General features: G+C 71.3%; 14 protein-coding genes. 4 read left to right on the plus strand and 10 right to left on the minus strand.

Annotated features, from left to right (window positions below; genetic code table 11):
- Nucleotides 1–722: maltotransferase domain-containing protein (locus tag ACZ69Q_RS45015; RefSeq protein WP_471054581.1), on the minus strand; the 722-nt coding region annotated here is incomplete at its 3' end.
- A 238-nt stretch (nt 723–960) separates the two neighbouring features.
- Complete coding sequence (locus ACZ69Q_RS45020; RefSeq protein ID WP_471054583.1) at nt 961–2163, minus strand: S8 family peptidase; 1203 nt, start codon at nt 2161–2163, stop codon at nt 961–963.
- A gap of 321 nt (nt 2164–2484) precedes the next feature.
- On the opposite strand from ACZ69Q_RS45020, the gene ACZ69Q_RS45025 reads away from it, so the two are divergent.
- Nucleotides 2485–5109 (plus strand): glycosyltransferase family 1 protein, encoded by a 2625-nt coding sequence (locus tag ACZ69Q_RS45025; RefSeq protein ID WP_471054585.1) that lies wholly within the window; start codon nt 2485–2487, stop codon nt 5107–5109.
- 44 nt (nt 5110–5153) lie between these two features.
- Here the strand turns inward: ACZ69Q_RS45025 and ACZ69Q_RS45030 are convergent, their stop codons facing one another.
- From ACZ69Q_RS45030 to ACZ69Q_RS45065, 8 genes are all read right to left on the minus strand, one after another.
- Nucleotides 5154–5666 (minus strand): DUF1990 domain-containing protein, encoded by a 513-nt coding sequence (locus tag ACZ69Q_RS45030; RefSeq protein ID WP_471054587.1) that lies wholly within the window; start codon nt 5664–5666, stop codon nt 5154–5156.
- A gap of 71 nt (nt 5667–5737) precedes the next feature.
- Nucleotides 5738–7402: a M4 family metallopeptidase gene (locus ACZ69Q_RS45035; RefSeq protein ID WP_471054589.1), complete on the minus strand. Its 1665-nt coding sequence runs from the start codon at nt 7400–7402 to the stop codon at nt 5738–5740.
- Nucleotides 7403–7613: 211 nt separating this feature from the next.
- Nucleotides 7614–9662, minus strand: a complete 2049-nt coding sequence (locus ACZ69Q_RS45040) for a M4 family metallopeptidase (RefSeq protein WP_471054591.1) — start codon at nt 9660–9662, stop codon at nt 7614–7616.
- Between the two features lie 273 nt (nt 9663–9935).
- On the minus strand, nt 9936–11966 hold the full coding sequence (locus ACZ69Q_RS45045) for an NAD(+) synthase (RefSeq protein ID WP_471054593.1): 2031 nt from the start codon (nt 11964–11966) through the stop codon (nt 9936–9938).
- Nucleotides 11967–12041: 75 nt separating this feature from the next.
- Nucleotides 12042–13772: an ABC transporter ATP-binding protein gene (locus tag ACZ69Q_RS45050; RefSeq protein ID WP_471054627.1), complete on the minus strand. Its 1731-nt coding sequence runs from the start codon at nt 13770–13772 to the stop codon at nt 12042–12044.
- Nucleotides 13773–13882: 110 nt separating this feature from the next.
- Complete coding sequence (locus tag ACZ69Q_RS45055; RefSeq protein WP_471054595.1) at nt 13883–15595, minus strand: ABC transporter ATP-binding protein; 1713 nt, start codon at nt 15593–15595, stop codon at nt 13883–13885.
- Between the two features lie 40 nt (nt 15596–15635).
- Nucleotides 15636–17486: an ABC transporter ATP-binding protein gene (locus ACZ69Q_RS45060; protein ID WP_471054597.1), complete on the minus strand. Its 1851-nt coding sequence runs from the start codon at nt 17484–17486 to the stop codon at nt 15636–15638.
- Nucleotides 17483–19318 carry an ABC transporter ATP-binding protein gene (locus tag ACZ69Q_RS45065; RefSeq protein WP_471054599.1) on the minus strand — a complete coding sequence of 612 codons (1836 nt, stop codon included), beginning with the start codon at nt 19316–19318 and terminating at the stop codon, nt 17483–17485. The genes ACZ69Q_RS45060 and ACZ69Q_RS45065 overlap by 4 nt, the downstream gene beginning before the upstream one ends.
- A 205-nt stretch (nt 19319–19523) precedes the next feature.
- On the opposite strand from ACZ69Q_RS45065, the gene ACZ69Q_RS45070 reads away from it, so the two are divergent.
- Genes ACZ69Q_RS45070 through ACZ69Q_RS45080 form a run of 3 tightly spaced genes read left to right on the plus strand, consistent with a single transcriptional unit; the run spans nt 19524 to nt 22466 of the window.
- Nucleotides 19524–20456: an ABC transporter ATP-binding protein gene (locus tag ACZ69Q_RS45070; protein WP_471054601.1), complete on the plus strand. Its 933-nt coding sequence runs from the start codon at nt 19524–19526 to the stop codon at nt 20454–20456.
- Nucleotides 20453–21187, plus strand: coding sequence for an ABC transporter permease (locus tag ACZ69Q_RS45075; protein WP_471054602.1), 735 nt, complete (start codon nt 20453–20455; stop codon nt 21185–21187). The genes ACZ69Q_RS45070 and ACZ69Q_RS45075 overlap by 4 nt, the downstream gene beginning before the upstream one ends.
- Before the next feature lie 25 nt (nt 21188–21212).
- Nucleotides 21213–22466: a sensor histidine kinase gene (locus ACZ69Q_RS45080; RefSeq protein WP_471054603.1), complete on the plus strand. Its 1254-nt coding sequence runs from the start codon at nt 21213–21215 to the stop codon at nt 22464–22466.
- Nucleotides 22467–22476: the final 10 nt, after the last annotated feature.

Below are 22476 nucleotides of genomic sequence, written 5' to 3' on the forward strand. Positions count from 1 at the left end.
GAGCCGTACAGGGCGCGTTCCCGCTCCACCAGCAGTGGCAGCGGATCCGACGCGGTGACCAGATCCCGCAACGGATACCGCCCCAACACCGCGTCGACCTCGGGCGTCAGCGCTGCCGCCAACCGCCACGCGGCCGGGCGGTTCTCGTCCCGCAGGGCCTCGACGGCCGCGAGGATCACCGGCCGCCCCTCGCCCTTGGACACCGCGGCGGCGGCACGCTCGTACAGCCGCGCGCCCTCCTCCAGCACCAGCTCGGTGTCCATCCCGGCAGGGATCTTGATCCCGGCGTGGTGCCGCCAGGTGCTGATGGGGTCGCCCCACGCCTCCACGTGGTAGGTCCAGTGGCCCGGCTCGCCGGGGGTGACGTCGGCGCCCCAGCGGTCGGTGCCGGGGGCGAGTTCACGCATCGGGGTCCAGGGGCCGGGGCGGCCGTCGGGGTCGGTCAGGACCACATTGGCGGCCACGGCGTCGTGTCCCTCGCGGAACACGGTCGCCGAGATCTCGAAGGTCTCGCCGGTGACCGCTTTCGCGGGCCTGCGTCCGTGCTGGACGACCGGGCGGACGTCGAGAACCGGTATGCGCCCGACACCGCCGGTCGCATCGGCCGTGGAGGGTCGCTCCGGAGCCGGCGGTCCGGGGTCGGCGGCGGTGGCGCGGGGGACTGGGGGCGCTACGGCGCGAGGCGTCGGGGGTGTGGACGACTGGTGGTGCTTGGCGGGCATGACCGCTCCTGTCCGCGTCAACGTGGGTGGGCGGATGGCTGTGGGGAGGTGGGTCCTGCGTGGTGTTCCGGAGCGCGCCCGGGGGCGCACGAGTGGGGTGTACCGGAGGAGCCTTCCCACCCTATTCGTGTGGGCAATCCGGCACTTTGTTAACTACTCACGCGTATGTCTACGCACAAGACCGGCCCCGTTCCTTCAGGAACGGGGCCGGTGTCCGCACTTCGCCGTGAAGTGGCCGCTACGAGCCCGGTACCTGCAAGAGTTTGTTCGGTGAGCCGAGCCCGCGGCCGGAGACCTTGCCGGAAGCGGCCCGCGCCACCAGCGCCTTGGAGACCTGAGCCGGCGACGCCTTGGGATGATCCGCCAGATAGAGCGCGGCCACCCCCGCCACGTGCGGTGATGCCATCGACGTACCGGAGTAGGTGGCCCGGCCGGTGTCGCTCGCGTACGACGCGGAGGTGATCGACACGCCCGGGGCGAACACGTCCAGTACCGGTCCGGTGTTGGAGAAACCGGCCCGCGCGTCCTTCTTGTCGGTGGCCCCGACGGTGATGGCTTCGCGCACCGCCGCCGGCGAGTACAGGCCGGCCGGCAGCCCGTCGTTGCCCGCGGCCACCGTGTAGGTGACGCCGGCGGCGATGGAGTTGCGTACGGCGGCGTCGAGCTGCGCGTTTCGGTAGCCGCCGAGGCTGACGTTGGCGACCGCCGGCTTCCTCGCGTGCTTGGTCACCCAGTCGATGCCCGCGATGACCTGGGCCGTTGTGCCACCGCCGGCGTTGTCCAGGACGCGTACGGCCACGACCTCGGCGTTCTTCGCGACGCCGTACCGCCTGCCCGCGATGGTGCCGGCGACATGGGTGCCGTGGCCGTTGCCGTCACCCGCCGACCTGTCGTTGCCGACGAAGTCCCAGCCGTAACTCGCCCGGCCGCCGAAGTCCTTGTGCGAGATACGGATGCCGGTGTCGATGACGTAGACCGTCACCCCGGCGCCCGCGGACTCGGGCCAGGTGTAGCTCTTGTCCAGCGGAAGATTGGCCTGATCGATGCGGTCGAGACCCCAGGACGGCGGATTCTTCTGGGTGTGCTCCAGAGTCACCCGGGTGTCCTGGACGACCGAGGCGACCCGGGGGTCGCCGGCGAGCCGCTTGGCCTGTCTCTCATTGGCCAGGACCGCGTAGCCGTTGAGAACCGTGCCGTAGGTGTGGCTGATTTTCGCCCCGTACTTCTCGGCGAGGCTCTTTCCGGCCGCCGACGGAGCCTTCGTTCCCCCCTTGAGTGTCACCACGTAACTGCCGCTCACGGAGCCGGGGTCTCCGGCGCCGAGTATCTGCCCCTCCGGTACGGCGTGCGCGGGCATGGTGGTGGCCGAAAGCGCGGCGACACAGGTCATCGCGGTCAGACCACCCGCCCGGCGCAGACGCCGTGTGCGCGTCCGTGCCATGGTGTGAGTTCCCCTCCTCAACTCGGCGCACGGCGGCCGTGAACCACCGGGTGCACCCGGTGTGGCCGGTACGCCTCTGTCACCCTCTCGTGAGGCGAGAAGTCACCACAAGGACGCCTACGGGGGCGGAATCGGCCATATCGGCTATGGGGGATGTGCAAAGGTTGCGCTCGATTTCAGACGGAGGCGCCCCGTCCGCTTCGACTTGACAGTCGCAAAAACGCCCTGTGGTTACGAAGCCCCGCATACCGATACCGTCGGGGGCGATGACGGGACCCACACCGCCGTGTGTCCCCTGCCACGTGCTGCCCGAGGTGAACCGTGAAGGCGATCCGTCGATTCACCGTCCGACCTGTCCTCCCCGAACCCCTCCGGCCCCTCAGCGACCTGGCGCGCAATCTGCGCTGGTCCTGGCATGCGGAGACCCGTGACCTCTTCCAGTCCGTGGACCCGGAGCGCTGGGCCGCCTCGGGCGACGACCCCGTGCGGCTGCTGGGCAGCGTCTCGCCCGCGCGCCTCGCGGAACTGGCCGAGGACCGCCACTTCCTGCGCCGGCTGACCGCGGTCGCCGGCGACCTCAACGACTACGTCACCGGTGGACGCTGGTATCAGGAGCAGTCCGCCGAACTCCCCGCCGCCGTCGCCTACTTCTCGCCCGAATTCGGCATCACGGCCGCCCTGCCGCAGTACTCCGGCGGCCTCGGCATCCTCGCCGGGGACCACCTCAAGGCGGCCAGCGACCTCGGTGTGCCGCTCATCGGCGTGGGGCTGCTGTACCGGCACGGCTACTTCCGCCAGACCCTGTCCCGGGACGGCTGGCAACAGGAGCACTACCCCGTCCTGGACCCGAACGAGCTGCCGCTGGCGCTCCTGAAGGAGCCCGACGGCACCCCCGCTCAGGTCTCGCTCGCCCTGCCCGGCGGCAGGTCGCTGCACGCCCGCGTCTGGCTGGCCCAGGTCGGCCGGGTGCCGCTGCTGATGCTCGACTCCGACGTCGAGGAGAACGACCTCGGCGAACGCGGGGTGACCGACCGCCTCTACGGCGGCGGCAGCGAGCACCGGCTGCTCCAGGAGATGCTGCTGGGCATAGGAGGGGTCCGGGCGGTGCGGACGTACTGCCGGCTGACCGGCCACCCCGAGCCCGAGGTCTTCCACACCAACGAGGGCCACGCCGGCTTCCTCGGCCTGGAGCGCATCGCCGAACTGGCCGCCCAGGGACAGGACTTCGACCCCGCGCTGGAGGCCGTCCGCGCGGGCACCGTCTTCACCACCCACACCCCCGTGCCGGCCGGCATCGACCGCTTCGACCGCGAGTTGGTCGCGCACCACTTCGGCCCCGACGCCGAGCTCCCGGGCATCGACGTCGAGCGCATCCTCCAGCTCGGCATGGAGACCTATCCCGGCGGCGAGCCGAACCTCTTCAACATGGCCGTGATGGGCCTGCGCCTGGGCCAGCGGGCGAACGGCGTCTCGCTGCTGCACGGCAACGTCAGCCGCGAGATGTTCTCGGGCCTGTGGCCGGGGTTCGACCCAGACGAGGTCCCGATCACCTCGGTCACCAACGGCGTCCACGCCCCGACCTGGGTCGCCCCCGAGGTCTTCCGCCTCGGGGCCCGCCAGATCGGCGCCCAGCGCACCGAGGACGCGATGACGGTGGGTGGCTCGGACCGCTGGGACGCGGTCGGGGAGATCCCGGACCAGGACATCTTCGAACTGCGGCGGGTGCTGCGCGAGCAGCTCGTGACGGAGGTACGGGAGCGGCTGCGCGCGTCCTGGCGCCAGCGCGGTGCCGGGACGGCCGAGTTGGGCTGGATCGACGGCGTCCTGGACCCCGACGTCCTCACGATCGGATTCGCGCGCAGGGTCCCGTCGTACAAACGCCTCACGCTGATGCTCCGTGACCGCGACCGTCTGATGGACCTGCTCCTGCACCCCGAGCGGCCGATCCAGATCGTGGTGGCGGGCAAGGCGCACCCGGCGGACGACGGCGGCAAGCGTCTGGTGCAGGAGCTGGTGCGGTTCGCGGACGACCCGCGGGTACGCCACCGCATCGTCTTCCTGCCGGACTACGGCATGGCGATGGCCCAGAAGCTGTACCCCGGCTGCGACATCTGGCTGAACAACCCGCTGCGACCGCTGGAGGCGTGCGGCACCTCCGGGATGAAGGCGGCCCTGAACGGCTGTCTCAACCTGTCCGTCCTGGACGGCTGGTGGGACGAGTGGTTCCAGCCCGACTTCGGCTGGGCGATCCCCACGGCGGACGGCACCGGCACGGACCCGGACCGCCGGGACGACATAGAGGCCGCGGCGCTGTACGACCTGCTGGAACAGCGCGTCACGCCCCGCTTCTACGAGCGCGGGCAGAGCGGCCTGCCCGACCGCTGGATCGAGATGGTCCGCCAGACCCTCACCCTGCTCGGTCCGAAGGTCCTGGCCGGCAGGATGGTCCGCGAGTACGTGGAGCGCCTCTACACCCCCGCCGCACACGCCCACCGAGCGATGACGCCGGACGCGGCGCGTGAACTCGCGGTCTGGAAGGGACGGGTCCGCTCCGCCTGGCACGACGTCAGCGTCGACCATGTGGAGACGTCCGTGTCCACGGTGACGGCAACGGCCGAACTCGGCACGACCCTCACCCTCCGCGTCCGCGTCGGCCTCGGCGACCTCGCCCCGGACGACGTGGAGGTCCAGGTGGTCTCGGGCCGCGTCGACCCGGAGGACAACATCGGGGACGCGTCGACGGTGCCCCTGAAGCCGTCGGGCGGCCCGGACACCGAGGGCCGCTGGACCTACGAGGGCCCGCTGTCCCTGGACCGCACGGGGCCCTACGGCTACACCGTCCGGATCCTGCCGGCCCATCGGTTGCTGGCGTCGAGCGCCGAGCTGGGTCTGGTGGCGGTGCCCGCCGAGGACCTGGGGGAGGGGGCGGGGGTTCTGATGCGGTGACGCGGTGGCGGGGCGGGCGCGAGGCTCGGGGGGACGAGGTGTCCTCAGAACTCCTTGACCTCGCGCTCGCAGAGCTGCCGCAGCACATTGCCGCACCGCCGGGCGTACGCGTGCTGCAACCCCCGCGTGGCCGGGCCGCCGGCTCGGGCGTACCACTTGGCCGCGCGGCTGAAGGCGTGGACGGTCAGCCAGACCGTGCCGTCGCCCGTGCGGTCCACGATGAAGGACTCCTCGCCGCACTCGGGGTGGCCGGAGAGGGTGCCGTAGGCCCAGCCGATGCGGCGGTGTTCCTCGACCGTCCACACGACGCGGCAGGGGGCTCTGATGACGCCGGCGAGGGTGACCGTGACGTCGACGTCGGGGGCCGCGCGGTCGGCCGCCGCTTCTATGCCGACGCCCATACTGCGGTGCATCTCCCAGGTCATGACCGCCTCGGCGGCTCTGCGGAAGACGTCTTCGCCCTCGCCGATGCGGGTGCGCACGTTCATGGGGTGGAAGCCGGGCGGGCAGAAGCCGTTCTCCCGGGTCGCGCCGACGTCTTCGTACGTGAAGGACATGGGTCCCAAGAGTAGGGCGGCACCCGGGGATGCCTTCGTCCCGGGTGCCGCCCCTGTCAGCTAGCTGCGCGTCAGCTCACGTTGATGGCCGACCAGGCGGCCGCCACCGTCTTGTACTCCGTGCTGGTGGAGCCGTACAGGGCGGACGCCGCGCTCAGCGTCGCCGTGCGGGCGGCCTTGTAGTTGGTGGTCGAGGTCATGTACTCGGTCAGCGCCTTGTACCAGATCGCGGCGGCCTTGTCCCGGCCGATCCCGGTGACCGTCGAGCCGTTGGACGTCGGGGAGTTGTAGCTCACCCCGTTGATCGTCTTCGCGCCGCTGCCCTCCGACAGGAGGTAGAAGAAGTGGTTCGCCGGGCCCGAGGAGTAGTGCACGTCCAGCCCGCCCAGCGACGAGGACCAGGCATCCTTGGACGCGCCGTCCTTGCTCGGCTTGTCCATGTAGCGCAGCGGGGTGCCGTCGCCGTTGATGTCGATCTCCTCGCCGATGAGGTAGTCACCGACGTCGGCGGAGTTCTTGGCGTAGAACTCGACCGCCGTGCCGAAGATGTCGGAGGTGGCCTCGTTCAGGCCGCCCGACTCGCCCGTGTAGTTCAGGCCCGCGGTGTTGGAGGTGACGCCGTGGGTCATCTCGTGGCCGGCCACGTCCAGCGACGTCAGCGGGTTGGTGTTGCCCTCGCCGTCGCCGTACGTCATGCAGAAGCAACTGTCGTCCCAGAAGGCGTTGACGTAGGCGTTGCCGTAGTGGACGCGGGAGTAGGCGGCCTTGCCGTCGTTCTTGATGCCGCTGCGCCCGAAGGTGTTCTTGTAGAAGTCCCAGGTCTCCTGCGCGCCGTAGGCCGCGTCGACGGCGGCGGTCTGGTCGGTGGAGGAGCTGGAGGCGGTGCCGGTGCCCCACGTGTCGTCCGCGTCCGTGAACAGCGTGCCGGCGGACGAGCTGGTGCTGCGGGCCTTGTTGTACGTCTTGTGGCCGCCGCGCGTGGTGTCGTAGAGCTGGTACGTCGAGCCCGACTTGGTCGTGCCGAGCGTGACCGTGCCCGAGTACAGGCTCTTGCCGCTGCCGGTCTCGATGCCCTGGTACTCGAAGAGCTTCTTGCCGGTGGCGGCGTCGGTGATGACGTGCAGCTCGTTCGGGGTGCCGTCGTCCTGGAGGCCGCCGACGACGGTCTCGTAGGCGAGGGTCGGCTTGCCGTTCGCCGCCCAGATCACCTTGCGGGGCGCCTTGTCCGCCTCGGTCTTCTTCGAACCGGCCGACTTGGCGAGCGAGACGGCCTGGCCCTCGGCCTTGGCCGCGGTGATCGCCGGCTTCAGCGAGGCGACCTTGATGGTGGCCTTCGTCGCCTTGGTCACGCCCTTTCTCGCGCCGGACGCCGACTCGTGGACGACCAGGTCGCCGCCGAGGACGGGCAGGCCCGCGTAGGTGCGCTCGTAGCGGGTGTGGACGCTGCCGTCGGCGTCCTTGACGACGTCCTTGACGACCAGTTTCTCCTGGGCGCCGAGGCCTATCTCGTCGGCGGTGTCGGCGGCCTCGGCCTGCCGGTCCTTGATGAGTGTGGTGCGCGCCGCGGGGGCGAGCGCGACCGGCACGGCGAGCGGGGTGGCCTTGGCACCGGCGTCCGCGGGGGCCGCGGCGGCCGAACCACCGGTGGTCAGCGCGGTGGTGAGGAGGGCCCCGGCGGCCACGGTGGTGGCGATGGCCAGGGTGGTGCGCTTGCGACGCGCGTAGAGGGGGGTCACACGAGCTCCTTTTGTGGGGGAGGTGCATTGGTGCTGGTGCGGCGGGTGTGGGAAGCGTGACACCTGGGACGCGTACATGTCAGGAGTGCTCGGTGATGTTGGCCAAAATTTGACTGAAGGGTGAATGTTTCAGAAACATGAACGGGCGCCGTCCCGGCGGGAGTTGAACCCACCGAGACGACGCCCTGTCAGAGGCAGACCGCGAACGGGCCTACGGGAAGGTGAGCTTCCAACTGTTGATGTAGCCGGTGTCGATGGCCGCGTTGTCCTGGACGCGCAGGTTCCAGACGCCGTTGGCGACCTCGGAGGAGGCGTTCACCGTGTAGGTCGTGTTGAGGTTGTCCGAACTGCCGCCGGTGCCGTACGCCTTCAGGGTGTACGCCGTGCCGTCGGGGGCGACCAGATCCACCTTGAGGTCACCGATGTAGGTGTGGACGATGTCCACGGCGACCTGGAGGTTGGACGGCGCGTTGCCGGTACGGCCGGACACCGTGATCGGCGACGTGACCGCCGCCCCGTTGTCCGGGATCGAGACGTCGGTTCCGCTCTCGAACGAGGTACCGCCACCGCCGCCGCCGTCGGAGCGGGTGCCCACGTTGACGCCCGCCCAGGCGTCCTGCACGGCCTTGTACTCGGGGCTCGTGGTGCCGTACAGCTCACCGGTGGCCGCGAGGGTGCCGGTGCGGGCGGCCGCGTAGTTGGTGTTCGAGGTGAACTTGGTGGTCAGCGCGCGGAACCAGATCTTCTCCGCCTTGGCGCGGCCGATGCCGGTGACCGGAAGGCCGTCCGAGGTGGGCGAGTTGTAGGTGACACCGTTGATGGTCTTGGTGCCGCTGCCCTCGCTCAGCAGGTAGAAGAAGTGGTTCGCCGGACCCGACGAGTAGTGCACGTCGATCGAGCCGATGCCCGAGTACCACGCGTCCTTGGACGCGCCGTCCTTGCTCGGCTTGTCCATGTAGCGCAGCGGGGTGCCGTCGCCGTTGATGTTGATCTCCTCGCCGATGAGGTAGTCACCGACGTCGGAGGAGTTGTTGGCGTAGAACTCGACGGTCGAGCCGAAGATGTCGGAGGTGGCCTCGTTCAGACCGCCGGACTCGCCGCTGTAGACGAGGCCCGCGGTGTTGGAGGTGACGCCGTGGGTCATCTCGTGGCCGGCCACGTCGATCGACGTCAGCGGGTTGGAGTTGCCCGAGCCGTCGCCGTAGGTCATGCAGAAGCAACTGTCGGACCAGAACGCGTTGACGTAGTTGTTGCCGTAGTGAACCCGGGAGTAGGCGCCGACGCCGTCGCCCTTGATGCCGCTGCGGCCGTGCACGTTCTTGTAGTAGTCCCACGTCAGCGCGGCACCGTAGTGCGCGTCGGCGCCCGCGGTCTCCAGGTTGGACGCGGCGCCGTTGCCCCACACGTCGTCGGGACCCGAGAAGAGGGTGCCGGTGCCGGAGGTGCCGCGGTTGAGGTTGTACGTCTTGTGGTTGCCGCGCGCGCCGTCGGTCAGGTTGTACGTCGACCCGGACTGCGTGGTGCCCAGCGTCACCGTGCCGCTGTACATCGTGTTGCCGGTACCGGTCTCGATGGCCTGGTACTCGTACAGCTTGGCGCCGGTCGCGGCGTCCGTGATGACGTGCAGCTCGTTCGGGGTGCCGTCCTCCTGGAGGCCGCCGACGACGGTCTCGTAGGCGAGGGTCGGCTTGCCGTTCGCGGCCCAGATCACCTTGTGCGGCGCCTTGTTGACGTCCGGGCTCTTGGCGTCCTCGGCCTTCGCCGCGGCCAGCGCCTGCTTCTCGGCCTTGGCGGCGGGGACGGCGGCGGTCGTGGTCGCCGGCTTGATGGCGGCTCGGGTCGCCTTCACGACGTCCTTGGTCGCGCCGGACTTCGTGGTCTCGACGACCAGGTCGCCGCCGAGGACGGGCAGACCGTCGTAGGTTCGCTCGTAGCGGGTGTGGACCGTGCCGTTACCGTCCTTGACGACGTCACGGACGACCAGCTTCTCCTTGGCTCCGAGGCCCAGGTCCTTGGCGGTGTCCGCCTTGGCGGCGTTGGCCTCGCGTATCAGCTCGGCGCGCTGGGCGGGGGACAGCTTGACGGACTCGGCGCCCGGTATGACCTTGCCCGCGGCCGACGGTGCCTTCTCCGGGGCTGCGGTGGCGGCGCCCGACTGGACGGCCGCGGCGATCAGGGCGGAGACGCCGACGAGGGCGACGGCGGCGGCCCTCCGGGACGTCGTGTGGGGGGTGCGTCTGTGGGAGGAACTGTCTCTCAACACTGACTCCTTCTGCGCGGCCGCGGATCACACGGCCAGGGGAGACCGGTCGGCGGGTGGGCCGTCCGGGCAGATCGGGGTGGTACGCAGAACGACGTGCGCGTGCGGGAGTTCGGCCGCGGGCACCGTCGTGTGACGGTGCTGTGGGGTTGCTGTGTCGCGGCCGTGGGAAGAGTGGCAGGTGACTGCGGTTTCTGTCAGGACCGCGTCAGGAAGTTGGCCGGAAATCGTTCGTTGTCCGGGAGTTCACGTTCGATAAACGGACCAGTCGCCTCAATCGTCGATCCGGCCGAGATCGCGCAGCCACGCCGCCGCGTTGCCGTCGGACGGCGCCCGCCAGTCGCCGCGCGGGGAGAGCGAACCGCCCGCCGAGACCTTCGGGCCGTTCGGCATCGCGGAGCGCTTGAACTGTGCGAACGCGAAGAAGCGACGGCAGAAGACCTCAAGCCAGCGCCGGATCTCGGCCAGGTCGTACGCCACCCGCTTCGCCTCGGGGAACCCCGGCGGCCAGGCGCCCGCGTCCGCCTCGTGCCAGGCGTGCCAGGCCAGGAACGCGATCTTCGACGGCCTGAAGCCGTACCGCAGGACGTGAAAGAGCGTGAAGTCGTGCAGCGCGTACGGCCCGATCTTCGACTCGGTCGACTGCATCTCCTCGCCCGGGACCAGCTCCGGGCTGATCTCGGTGTCGAGGATCGCGGCCAGGGTCCGGCCGGTCTCCTCGTCGAACTGCTCGCTGCCGATGACCCAGCGGATCAGATGCTGGATCAGCGTCTTCGGCACACCGGAGTTGACGTTGTAGTGGCTCATCTGGTCGCCCACGCCGTACGTGGACCAGCCCAGCGCCAGCTCCGACAGGTCACCGGTGCCGAGCACGATGCCGCCGCGCTGGTTCGCGAGCCGGAACAGGTAGTCGGTGCGCAGGCCCGCCTGCACGTTCTCGAAGGTGACGTCGTACACCGGCTCGCCGGACGCGAACGGGTGGCCCATCTCCTGCAGCATCAGCCGCGCGGTCGGCGTGATGTCCAGCTCGGCCGCGGTGACACCGAGCGAGTTCATCAGCTTGTGGGCGTTGTCCTTGGTGTGGTCGCTGGTCGCGAAGCCGGGCAGCGTGAACGCCAGGATGTCGCTGCGCGGGCGCCCGGCCCGGTCCATCGCGCGGGCGGCGACGATCAGCGCGTGCGTGGAGTCCAGCCCGCCCGACACCCCGATGACGACCTTCGGGCCGCCGATCGCCGAAAGGCGCTGCTGAAGGCCCGCGACCTGGATGTTGTACGCCTCATAGCAGTCCAGCGCGAGCCGGTCCGCGTCGGCCGGCACGAACGGGAAGCGCTCCACCCGGCGCCTCAGCCCGAGGTCGGCCATCGGCGGGTCGAGCCGGAACTTGATGCTCCGGAAGTCGCCGGTGCGCCCGGCGTGCGCGCGCCGGTTGTCGTCGAACGTGCCCATCCGGTGCCGCTCCTGCCGCAGCAGGTCGAGGTCGACGTCGGCCACCGCGTACTGGTCGTCGCTCGCGAAGCGGTCCGTCTCGGCGAGCAGGGCGCCGTTCTCGTAGATCATGGTCTGCCCGTCCCAGGACAGGTCCGTGGTGGACTCCCCGAGACCGGCCGCCGAGTAGACGTAGGCGGCCAGGCAGCGCGTGGACGCCGCCCGGCACAGCAGCCGGCGGTCCTCGGCCCGGCCGACCGTGATCGGGCTGCCCGAGAGGTTCGCGAGCACGGTCGCGCCGGCCAGCGCCGCCTCCGCGCTCGGCGGCACCGGCACCCACATGTCCTCGCAGATCTCCGCGTGCAGCACCAGGCCCGGGACGTCCTCGGCCTCGAAGAGCAGGTCGATCCCGAACGGCACCTCCGCGCCGGCGACCCGGATCGTGCCGCCGCGCTCGTCCTCGCCGGACGCGATCTGGCGGCGCTCGTAGAACTCCCGGTAGTTCGGCGGGTACGACTTCGGGGCGACGCCGAGGATCCGGCCGCGGTGCACGATCACCGCGCAGTTGTAGATCCGGTGGCGATGGCGCAGCGGCGCGCCGACGACCAGCACCGGCAGCAGGTCCGCCGACCCGGCCACCACCGTGCCCAGCGCCTGCTCGACGTCGTCGAGCACCGGGTCCTGGAGCAGCAGGTCCTCGATCGAGTAGCCGGTCAGGCCCAGCTCGGGGAAGACGGCGACCGCGACGCCGTCCTGCGCGCAGCGGCGCGCCTGCCGCAGCACCGCCTCCGCGTTGGCGAGCGGGTCGGCGATGACGGTGTGGCCCGTACACGCGGCGACCCGCGCGAAGCCGTGCTGGTAGATCGACCAGAAGTTCAATGCACTGCGGCTTTCTACTGTGGCTTTCTTCAGCGTGCCAGGGATCTCCTACGGCAACGAGCATAGATCGCCTGTTCAGGCGGGCCGCTCCCCGTGCCAGGACCGCCACAGTGCCGCGTACGCCCCGGCCGCCGTGACCAGCTCGTCGTGGGTGCCGAGCTCGGTGAGACGGCCGTTCTCCATCACGGCCACGCGGTCCGCGTCGCTCGCGGTGTGCAGCCGGTGCGCGATGGCGATGACGGTACGGCCCTGAAGTACGGCGGCCAGCGCGCGCTCGGTGTGGCGGGCGGTCGTCGGGTCGAGCAGGGCCGTCGCCTCGTCGAGGATCAGGGTGTGCGGGTCGGCCAGCACCACCCGGGCGAGCGCGAGCTGCTGGGCCTGCGAGCCGTCCGTCGCGCGGCCCCCGTCGCCCAGCGCCGTGTCCAGGCCGTCGGGCAGTTGCCGTACCCAGGATTCGGCGCCCACCGCGGTCAGGGCGGCCCACAGGTCCTCGTCGGTGGCCGACGGCTCGGCGATGCGCAGGTTGTCGCGGACCGTGCCGAGGAAGACGTGATGCTCCTGGGTGACCAGGACGACCTGGCGGCGCAACTGCTCCGGGCCCAGCGCGACGACCGGCACACCGCCGACCGTCACCGAGCCGGCGGTCGGCGCGTCCACGCCCGCGAGCAGCCGGCTCAGCGTCGTCTTCCCGGCGCCGGACGGGCCGACCACCGCGAGGCGCTCCCCCGGCCGGACGGTCAGGTCGACATCGCTGAGCACCTCGCCGCCGCGGTCGTAGGCGTAGCGCACACCGGTCACGTCGATCCGGTCGTCCGCGGGCGTCGGCGCGTCGCTCTCCGTCGCCCGCGGGGCCCGCGCCAGCCCCTCCACCCGGGCGAACGACGCGCCGCTGCTCTGGAGTTGCTCGACCCGCATCAGGATCTCGTCCAGCGGCTCGGCGAGCTGTTGCAGATACAGGGCCGCCGCCACGACCGAGCCCAGGCTCAGCGCGCCGCGCTCCAGCAGCACGCCGCCCAGCATCAGGACCGTCACCACGGGCACCAGGTACGACACCTCGACGGCCGGGAAGAACACCGTGCGCAGGAACAGCGTGTACAGGCGGGTGCGCCGGGAGGTCTCCAGCGCGTCGCGGCTCGCGGCCACCCGGCGTCGTTCGAGGCGCAGCGCCTCCACCGTGCGGGCACCGCTCGCGGTCGCCGCGACGATCTCCGCGATGTCCGAGGTGGCGGCGCCCTCGGCGAGATAGCCGTCGCGTGCCCGGCGCAGATACCAGCGCAGCGCCCACCAGATGCCGCCGAAGCCGAGCACTCCGCAGACCCCGAGCAGCGGGTCCAGCGTGATCACCGCGGCCAGCAGGAACACCGCCTGTACGGAGCTGATGAGCAGCACCGGGCCGACGTCGCGCAGGGTGGTGCCGACCAGGGCGACGTCCGCGGTGCCGCGTGCGGTGAGGTCGCCGGCGCCGGCGCGCTCCACGACGTTCGCGGGCAGGGCGAGGGTGCGGTCGACGAAGTCCTCGCGGATCCGGGCGAGGGTCCGCTCGCCGAAGCGGTGGCCCACATAGCGGGCCCAGCGGGCCAGCAGGAGCTGCACCGCCGCGGCCAGCAGGATCGCCAGGGCGAGTCTGTCGACGGCCGCCACGCCGTGGCCGGCGCGGACCTCGTCGATGATGCGGCCCACCAGCCAGGGGGCGGCGAGGCCGGCGATCGCCGCCAGGGAGTTCAGGGCGAGTACGCCGGTGAAGGCCTTGGCGTCGGCTCGGATCAGGCGGATCGTGGCTCGGCGGACGTCGTCGGGTTCCGCGATGGGGAGGGTGTCGCGGGGGAGAGCCCGGGGCTTCGTGTCGGCTGCCGGGTGCGGGCCGGATGTGGTTTCTCGCGCGGTTCCCCGCGCCCCTTTGCGGCGTTGCGGCTCCGTCACTTGGCGAACTCCTCGGCGTCCTCGTCACGTGCCACCAGAACCCGGTATCCCGGTACCGCGTTCAGCAGGTCCCGGTGGGTGCCGGTGGCCGACACCTTGCCGTCGACCAGGTAGTGGACAATGTCCGCCTGATCCAGGACCAGAGGGGACGTCGTCGTCACCAGCGTTGTGCGGCCCCGGCGTGCCGCGTTGAGGCGTTCGGTGACCCTCGCCTCCGTATGGGCGTCCAGAGCCGACGTCGGCTCCACCGCGAGCAGCACCTCCGGGTCGGCCAGCAGGGCGCGGACCAGGCGGACGCGCTGGCGCTGGCCGCCGGAGAGGTTGCGGCCCTGGGCGTCGATCGGGCTGTCCAGTCCGTCGGGCAGGCCGCGCACGATGTCCTCGGCGACCGCCGTGTGCACCGCCTGTGCGATCGCCGGCTCCTCCCGGTCCCTGTGACCGGCGATCAGCTCCCGCAGTGTGTCCGCGAACAGGTCGGCCTCGTGGTCGGCGACCAGGATGCGCTGTCTGATCTGCGGTAGCGCGATCTCGGCCAGGGGCACCTCGCCCCATGTCGCCGCCGACGGGGTGTAGCGGCCGAGGCGGTCCACGACGGCCGTGGTCTGCGCCGGCAGCGCCCCGGCCAGTGCGGTCAGGCGGCCCGGCGGCACCCTCACCCCGGACTCGGGGTCGTGCAGCACCGACGGCTCGGCGGGCGCGTCCCGGGTGCCGGTGTCGGTCATCGGCTCGAGCTGAAGGAACCCCACGACCCGACGCGCCGCCACCACACCGCGGGCGGCCATGTAGACGAAGTCGACGAAGAAGGCGACCGGGCGGACGAGGACCGCGACATAGCCGTAGACGGAGACCAACTCGCCCACCGTGATGGCGCCCTGGGCGGCCAGCCGGGCCGCCAGCCAGGTCACCACCGCCAGGAACAGCGTCGGCAGGCCCAGCCCGAGGGCCTGCACCCAACTGGTCACCGCGCCGACCCGGTACCCCTGCGCGCGCAGCTTCTGCGAGTCGCGGTGGAAGGCGTCGGCGACCAGGTCCTTGCCGCCGAGACCGTTGAGGACGCGCAGTCCGCCCGCGAGGTCGGCGATACGCGCGGTCAGGATGCCCTGCCGCTCCCGGTACTCCGTCTCGGTGCCCTGCAACCGCCCGAGCAGCGGTCCGACGAGCACGGCGATGACCGGCATCCCCAGCAGCACGATCACCGCGATCGGCACCGACACCGACACCAGCAGCACGGCGACCGTCAGATAGGCCACGATCGCACCGAAGCCCGGTCCGATGACGGTCAGGGAGTTGCTGATGGTCTGTACGTCGCCCACGCCGATCGTGACGACCTCCCCGGCCCCGATCCGGCGCGGCAGCGCGGCGCCCAGCCGCACCGACTGCCCCACCACGACCTTGATCGTGCGGAAGAGGGCGTCCATCCGCACCCGGGTCATCGTGCGGTGCCGCATGATGCTCAGCCAGGCGTTGAACACGTGCACCACGGCCAGGGCACCGGTCCACGCCGCCAGCGCCGCCAGGTCACCGGGCGCGAGCCCCTCGTCCACGGCACGCGAGAGCAGATACGGCGTCGCCGCAAGCAGCACCATCCACACGGCGGAGATCAGGGCACCGAGCACGGAGCGCCCCGCCTGCCGGGTCACCAGCCACCACAGATAGCGCGCGCCGCCGCGACAGTCGGGCTCGCCCGGATCCTCGTACGCGTCGATCATCGTTGCCCGTGCCCCGTTCGTCGTCCCGCTTGCCGTTCCGCTACGCCAGGCTGTCCCGCCACGCCCGGTGCAGATCCGCGAACCTGCCCGTGCCGGCGATGAGTTCGTCCGGTGTGCCGTCCTCCACGATCCGCCCGTGCTCCATGACCAGCACCCGGTCGGCGATCTCGACCGTGGACAGGCGGTGGGCGATGACGACGGCCGTGCGTCCGTGCAGGACCGTCCTCATCGCGCGCTGCACGGCCCGTTCGCCGGGGATGTCGAGGGAGCTGGTCGCCTCGTCGAGGATCAGCACGGCCGGGTCCGCGAGCAACGCCCGCGCGAACGCCACGAGCTGGCGCTGACCGGCGGAGATACGACCGCCGCGCTTGCGTACGTCGGTGTCGTAGCCGTCGGGCAGGGAGCTGATGAAGTCGTGCGCGCCGATGGCCTTCGCGGCCTGCTCGATCTCCTCGCGGGTGGCGTCCGGACGGCCGATGGCGATGTTCTCGGCGACCGTGCCGGAGAACAGGAACGCCTCCTGCGTCACCATCACCACCCCGCGCCGCAGTTCGGCCACGGGCAGCTCGCGCAGATCGACACCGTCCAGCAGGACCCGGCCGGCGGAGGGGTCGTAGAACCGGGCGAGCAGCTTGGCCAGCGTCGACTTGCCGGCGCCGGTGGAGCCGACGACCGCGACGGTCTGCCCGGCCGGCAGCGTGAGGTCGAAGCGGGGCAGTACCTCGCCTCCGGTGCGGTAGCCGAACCGGACGCCGTCGAAGACGACCTCGCGGCCGGGGAGCTCGGAGCGGAGCGCGGGGAGCTGCCGGGGCGCCGGCGGCTCGGGGACGGACGGGGTCTGCGCGAGCAGCCCGGCGATCTTCTCCAGGGACGCGGCCGCCGACTGGTAGGAGTTCAGGAACATGCCGAGCCGGTCGATCGGGTCGTACAGCCGGCGCAGATAAAGCACGGCCGCCGCCAGCACACCGAGGGCGAGTGTGCCGCCCGCGACGCGGTAGGCGCCCCACAGCACGATCGCCGCGACGGCCGTGTTGGCGACGAGCCGGGAGCCGACGACGTAACGGGCCATCTCCAGCAGGGCGTCGCCGTTCGTGCGCTCGTGCCGGGTGTTCAGGACCCGGAAGTCGGCGTCGTTGGCGGCCTCGCGGCGGAAGGTGCGCACCGGGCGGATGCCGTTCATCGTCTCGACGAACTTGACGATCACGGCAGCGATGGCGGTGGACCGCAGGGTGTACACCCGGGCGGCACGCCGCCGGTAGAGCCGTACGAGGAGATACAGCGGCACGAAGGAGGCCACGGCGACCGCGCCGAGGCCGAGGTCCAGCCACAGCAGCATCGCCGCGATGTAGACGAAGGACAGGATGACGGTGACGAGTTCCTGGAGGCCCTCGTTGAGGAGCTCGCGCAGTGACTCCACGTCCGTGGTGGAACGGGAGATGAGCCGCCCCGAGGTGTAGCGCTCGTGGAAGTCGACGCTCAGGGCCTGGGCATGGCGGAAGATACGGCCGCGCAGGTCGAGCAGCACGTCCTGGTTGACGTGGGCGGCGACCAGGATGAACGCGTACTGGAGTGCGCCGGAGACGACCGCGCACCCCAGATAGCCGACGCCGACCGCGATCAGCGGCCCGAGGTCGTCCCGCCGGAACGCCGGCACGGCCGAGTCGATGGCGTACGCGACCAGCAGCGGCCCCGCCTGCACCGCCGCCTGCTGGAGCAACAGCAGCAGCGTGGTGAGGGCGACGCGGGCCTTCATCGGGGCGAGCAGCGAGCGCAGGAGCGCGGCGGTGGCGCCCGGGGGAGTGGGCAGGACGTCGTGGTCGAAGGGGTCGACGTCCTTGGGGGGTTCCTCGGCAGGCTGTTCCTTGCCCGGTGCGGTGGTGGTCGCCGTCATCGGTCGGTCTCCTCGTCTCCGGCCATCAGATGGGCGTACTCGGCGTTGCCGCGCAGCAGTTCGTGATGGGTGCCCACGGCGGTGATGCGGCCGCCGGAGAGCAGGGCGACGCGGTCGGCCAGCAGCACCGTGGACGGGCGGTGGGCGACGATGAGGGCGGTGGTCTGCGCGAGCACGTCCCGCAGGGCCGCCTCGACGGCGGCCTCGGTGTGCACGTCGAGGGCGGACAGCGGGTCGTCCAGGACGAGGAACCGGGGCCGGCCGACGACCGCCCGCGCGAGCGCGAGGCGCTGCCGCTGGCCGCCGGAGAGACTCAGGCCCTGCTCGCCGACCTGTGTCTCGGTCCCGTGGGGCAGGTCGTGCGCGAACGCGGCCTGCGCGACGCCGAGCGCCCGCTCCAACTCGGGTTCACCCGCGCCCTCATTGGCCCCCATGAGAACGTTGTCCGCCACGCTGGCGGAGAAGAGCGTGGGCTCCTCGAAGGCGACGGCCACGAGTTCGCGCAGCGTTTCTCTGGGCATCGCGGTGATGTCGTGGCCGTCGAGGGTGATGTGGCCGGAGGTCAGTTCATGGAGGCGGGGGACGAGGGCGGTGAGGGTGGTTTTGCCGCTTCCGGTTGCGCCTACGAGGGCCATGGATTCACCAGGGCGGATGTGCAGGTCGATGTGGTCGAGGGTGGGAGGGGAGTCTTCAGGGGCGTCGGGATAGCGGAATCGGACGTGGTGGAAGCGGATGCCGTCGTTGTCCGGTGCGGCTTTGTGGGGGCTGGTCGCGCCCCGCGGCGGAGCCGCATATCGACGCAGCCCCGCGCCCCTTTGGGGCGCTTCCGTCTCCGGGGTTTCATCCATGACCTCGAAGTACCGCTCGGTCGCCGTCGCCGCCTCCTGGCTCATCGCCAGCAGGAATCCGATGGAGTCCACGGGCCACCTGAGGGCGAGCGCGGTCGACAGGAACGCCACCAGCGTGCCCGCCGACAGCTCCCCGTCCGCCACCTGCACGGCACCCAGCACCAGCGCCGCGCCGATGGCCACCTCCGGCAGCGTCACGATGACGCCCCAGATGGCAGCCAGCAGCCGGGCCTTGCGCAGCTCCGTGCCGCGCAGCGTCCGCGACAGCTCCCGGAACGCCCGCGCCTGGCTGCGATGCCGCCCGAACCCCTTGATGATCCGGATCCCGAGCACGCTCTCCTCGACGACCGTCGTCAGATCGCCGACCTGGTCCTGAGCGCGCCGCGCCACCTCGGCGTACCGCTTCTCGAAGATCACGCAGGTGACCATCACGGGCACGGCAGGGATGAGGATCACCAGCCCCAGCGTCCAGTCCTGGAGCAGCATGATGATCACGCCGACGATGATCGTCACGCCGTTGACCAGCAGGAACGTCAGCGGGAAGGCGAGGAACATGCGCAGCAGCATCAGATCCGTCGTGCCCCGCGACAGCAACTGCCCCGACGCCCACCGGTCGTGGAAGGCCACCGGCAGCCGCTGAAGACGCCGGTACAGATCCGCCCGCATCGCCGCCTCGACCCCCGCCAGCGGCCGCGCCACCAGCCACCGCCGCAGGCCGAACAGCAACGCCTCCGCGAACCCGAGCAGCAGCAGAGACAGCGCCCCGAGCCACACCCCGGCCGGATCCCGGTCGGCGACCGGCCCGTCCACCATCCACTTCAGGACGAGCGGGATGACCAGCGCGACACACGAGGCGACGATCGCCACGCCGGCGGCCGTGAACAGCCGCACGCGCACCGGCCGCACATACGGCCACAGGCGCAGCAGCGTACGCACGGCTGATCGTTCGGATCTGTCCTCGGCGGTTGCACGTGTCGTCACCATCAGCAGCGAGCCTACGGATCGCCACTGACACTGCCCACCGAGTTTTGGCCGGTCCGGATTCGGTCGCTGGTCCTACGACCTGCGTGTTCGAGGGGTCGTACGGCCGCGTCGGCCGGTCGTACCCCTGCCATCAACCGATCGGGTGATGCGGCTTCGAGCGTGACGGCCGATGCGGCGGCGCCCGCCCCGCCGCGACCCTGATGCCATGTCCGTCATCGAAGTCACCGACCTGCGCAAGTCCTACGGCGGCCGCACCGTCGTCGACGGCGTCTCCTTCACCGTCGAGGAGGGCGAGGTCTTCGGCATCCTCGGCCCCAACGGCGCCGGCAAGACCACCACCGTCGAGTGCGTCGAGGGCCTGCGCGTCCCCGACGCGGGCCGGGTGCGGGTCACCGGCCTCGACCCCGTCGCCGACCACGACCGCGTCTCCCACGTCCTCGGCGCCCAGCTCCAGGAGGGCCGCCTCCAGGAGAAACTCACCGTGCGCGAGGCGCTCCAGCTCTACGCCTCCTTCTACCCGGACCCCGCCGACTGGCGCCCGCTCGCCGAACGCCTGGGCCTGACCGACCGGCTGGGCACCCGGTTCGGCAAGCTCTCCGGCGGCCAGAAGCAGCGCCTGTTCATCGCTCTCGCCCTCGTCGGCAACCCGCGGATCGTCGTCCTGGACGAGCTCACGACCGGCCTCGACCCACGGGCCCGCCGCGACACCTGGCAGCTCATCGAGGACATCCGCGCGAACGGCGTGACCGTCCTGCTAGTCACTCACTTCATGGAGGAGGCGCAGCGGCTCTGCGACCGGATCGCCGTGATCGACAAGGGCCGGGTGGCCGCCCTGGACACCCCGGCCGGACTGATCCGCCGCTCCGCCCGAGCCACGGTCATCACCTTCACGCCGTCCGAGCCGCTGGACGAGTCCGAGCTCAGCGCGCTGCCCGCGCTCGCCTCCGTCGAGCACAAGGACGGCCGCATCACCCTGGCCGGCAGCGACGAGACGGTCAACGCCGTGATCACGCTGCTCGCCCGCCACCGCATCACCGCCCACCAACTGCGCGTCAGCGACGCCACGCTGGACGACGCCTTCCTGGACCTGACGGACACGACCGTGACGGACCCGAGCATGACGGAGAGCACGCCATGAACACCGCCGTACTGCGCACCGAGGCCCGTCTGCTCGCCCGCGAACCGGGCAGCCTCTTCTGGATCCTGGCCTTCCCGCCCCTGCTGCTGGCGATCCTGGGCGCCGTCCCCGCGTTCCGCGAACACCAGGACGGCCTCGGCGGCCTGCGCATCGTCGACACCTACGTACCCGTGACCGTCCTGGTCGGCATGATCGTCGCCGGGGTGCAGTCGATGCCGGTGGGTCTGACCGGCTACCGGGAACAGGGCATCCTGCGCCGGATGTCCACCACCCCGGTCCGCCCCTCGGCGCTGCTGTCCGCGCAGATGGTGGTGCACGCCCTGGCCGCGCTGCTCTCCGCACTGCTGGCCCTCGCGGTCGGACGGCTCGTCTACGACGTACGACTGCCCGGACAGCCGTACGGCTATCTGCTCGCCCTCGTCCTCGCGGTCCTCGTCGCCCTCGCCCTGGGTTCGGTGATCTCGGCGGTGTCCGGCACGGTGAAGATCGCCGGTGCCGTCGGGACGGCGGTGTTCTTCCCGATGCTGTTCTGCGCGGGGGTGTGGCTGCCGGTGCAGGCCATGCCCGATCTGATGGCCGACATCGTCGGGTTCACCCCGTTCGGCGCCGCCGCGCAGGCCCTGAACGCGGCGACGGCGGGCGACTGGCCGGGCTGGTCCCACCTCGGCGTGATGGCGGTGTGGACGGTGGCGCTGTCCGCGGCGGCCGCGCGCTGGTTCCGCTGGGAGTAGGCGGCCGGCCGTGCAGACTGGAGGCATGACCGCGGCGGACACCGACATCGAGCGGCGCTGGGAGCTCATCCGCAGCAAGGGCCCCTACGCGCTGCTCGCGGTCGGCACCCTGCTGTCGGTCGCCACCGCCGAACTGACGCCCGGAAGGGCGGAGCGGAGCACGGTCGCGGTGCTGGTCGCCGCGGGCTTCGCACTCCAGCTCTGGTGGGGCCGGGCGAGCCGCACCCGCCCGGGCCCCTCCATCGCGGGCACGGTGTACTACGCGCTGCGCTGGGCCCTCGGCTTCGTGCTCACCTGGCTGAACCCGTTCTTCGCGTTCTACGCCGTCACCGGCTACTTCGACTCCGACGAGCTCATCCCGCACCGGCGGCTGAGCCGGCTCGGCCCGTTCGCCTGCTCGATCGCCGTGTCGGGCTCGCAGGCCGGCGGGCTGCCGTTCCACGAGCCGGTGCAGTGGGCGGTGTTCGCCGGGCTCCTGGTGGTCAACAACGTCATCCTGACGGTGGTCGGCCATCTCACCAGCCAGCAGGAGGAACGCTCCCGCGCCCGCGCCGAGACCATCGCCGAGCTCGAACGCACCAACACGGCCCTGCACCAGGCACTGGAGGAGAACGCCGCCCTGCACGCCCAACTCCTCGTCCAGGCCCGTGAGGCCGGCGTCGCCGACGAGCGGCGCCGGCTCGCCGCCGAGATCCACGACACCATCGCCCAGGGCCTGACCGGCATCATCGCCCAGCTCCAGGTCGTCGCGAACGCCCCCGACCTGCCCACCGCCCGCTCCCACCTCGACCGCGCCGCCGCCCTCGCCCGCCACAGCCTCGGCGAGGCCCGCCGCTCGGTGCACAACCTCGCCCCCGTGGCCCTGGAGAACGACGGGCTGCCACAGGCCATGAAAGGCACGGTCGCCGAGTGGTCCGAACGGACCGGTGTACGCGCCGACTTCACCGTCACCGGCACCGCGGAACAGCTCCACGACGAACTCTCCGCGACCCTGCTGAGGATCGCCCAGGAAGCCCTGTCCAACGCCGCCCGGCACGCCCGCGCCACCCGCGTCGGCGTCACCCTGTCCTTCCTCGGCGACGAGGTCATCCTCGACATCCGCGACGACGGCAAGGGCTTCGACCCGCTCGCCCTGCCCGAGCGCACTCGCACCGGCGGCTTCGGCCTGGCCGGCATGCGCGCCCGCGCCGAGCGCATGGCCGGCTGCCTGACCGTGGAGTCCGAACAGGGGCGCGGCACCGCCCTGTCGGCTCGCGTACCTTTGGTACGCCATGAGTGACGAGTACGCC

Source organism: Streptomyces sp. NPDC036764, assembly GCF_055609385.1.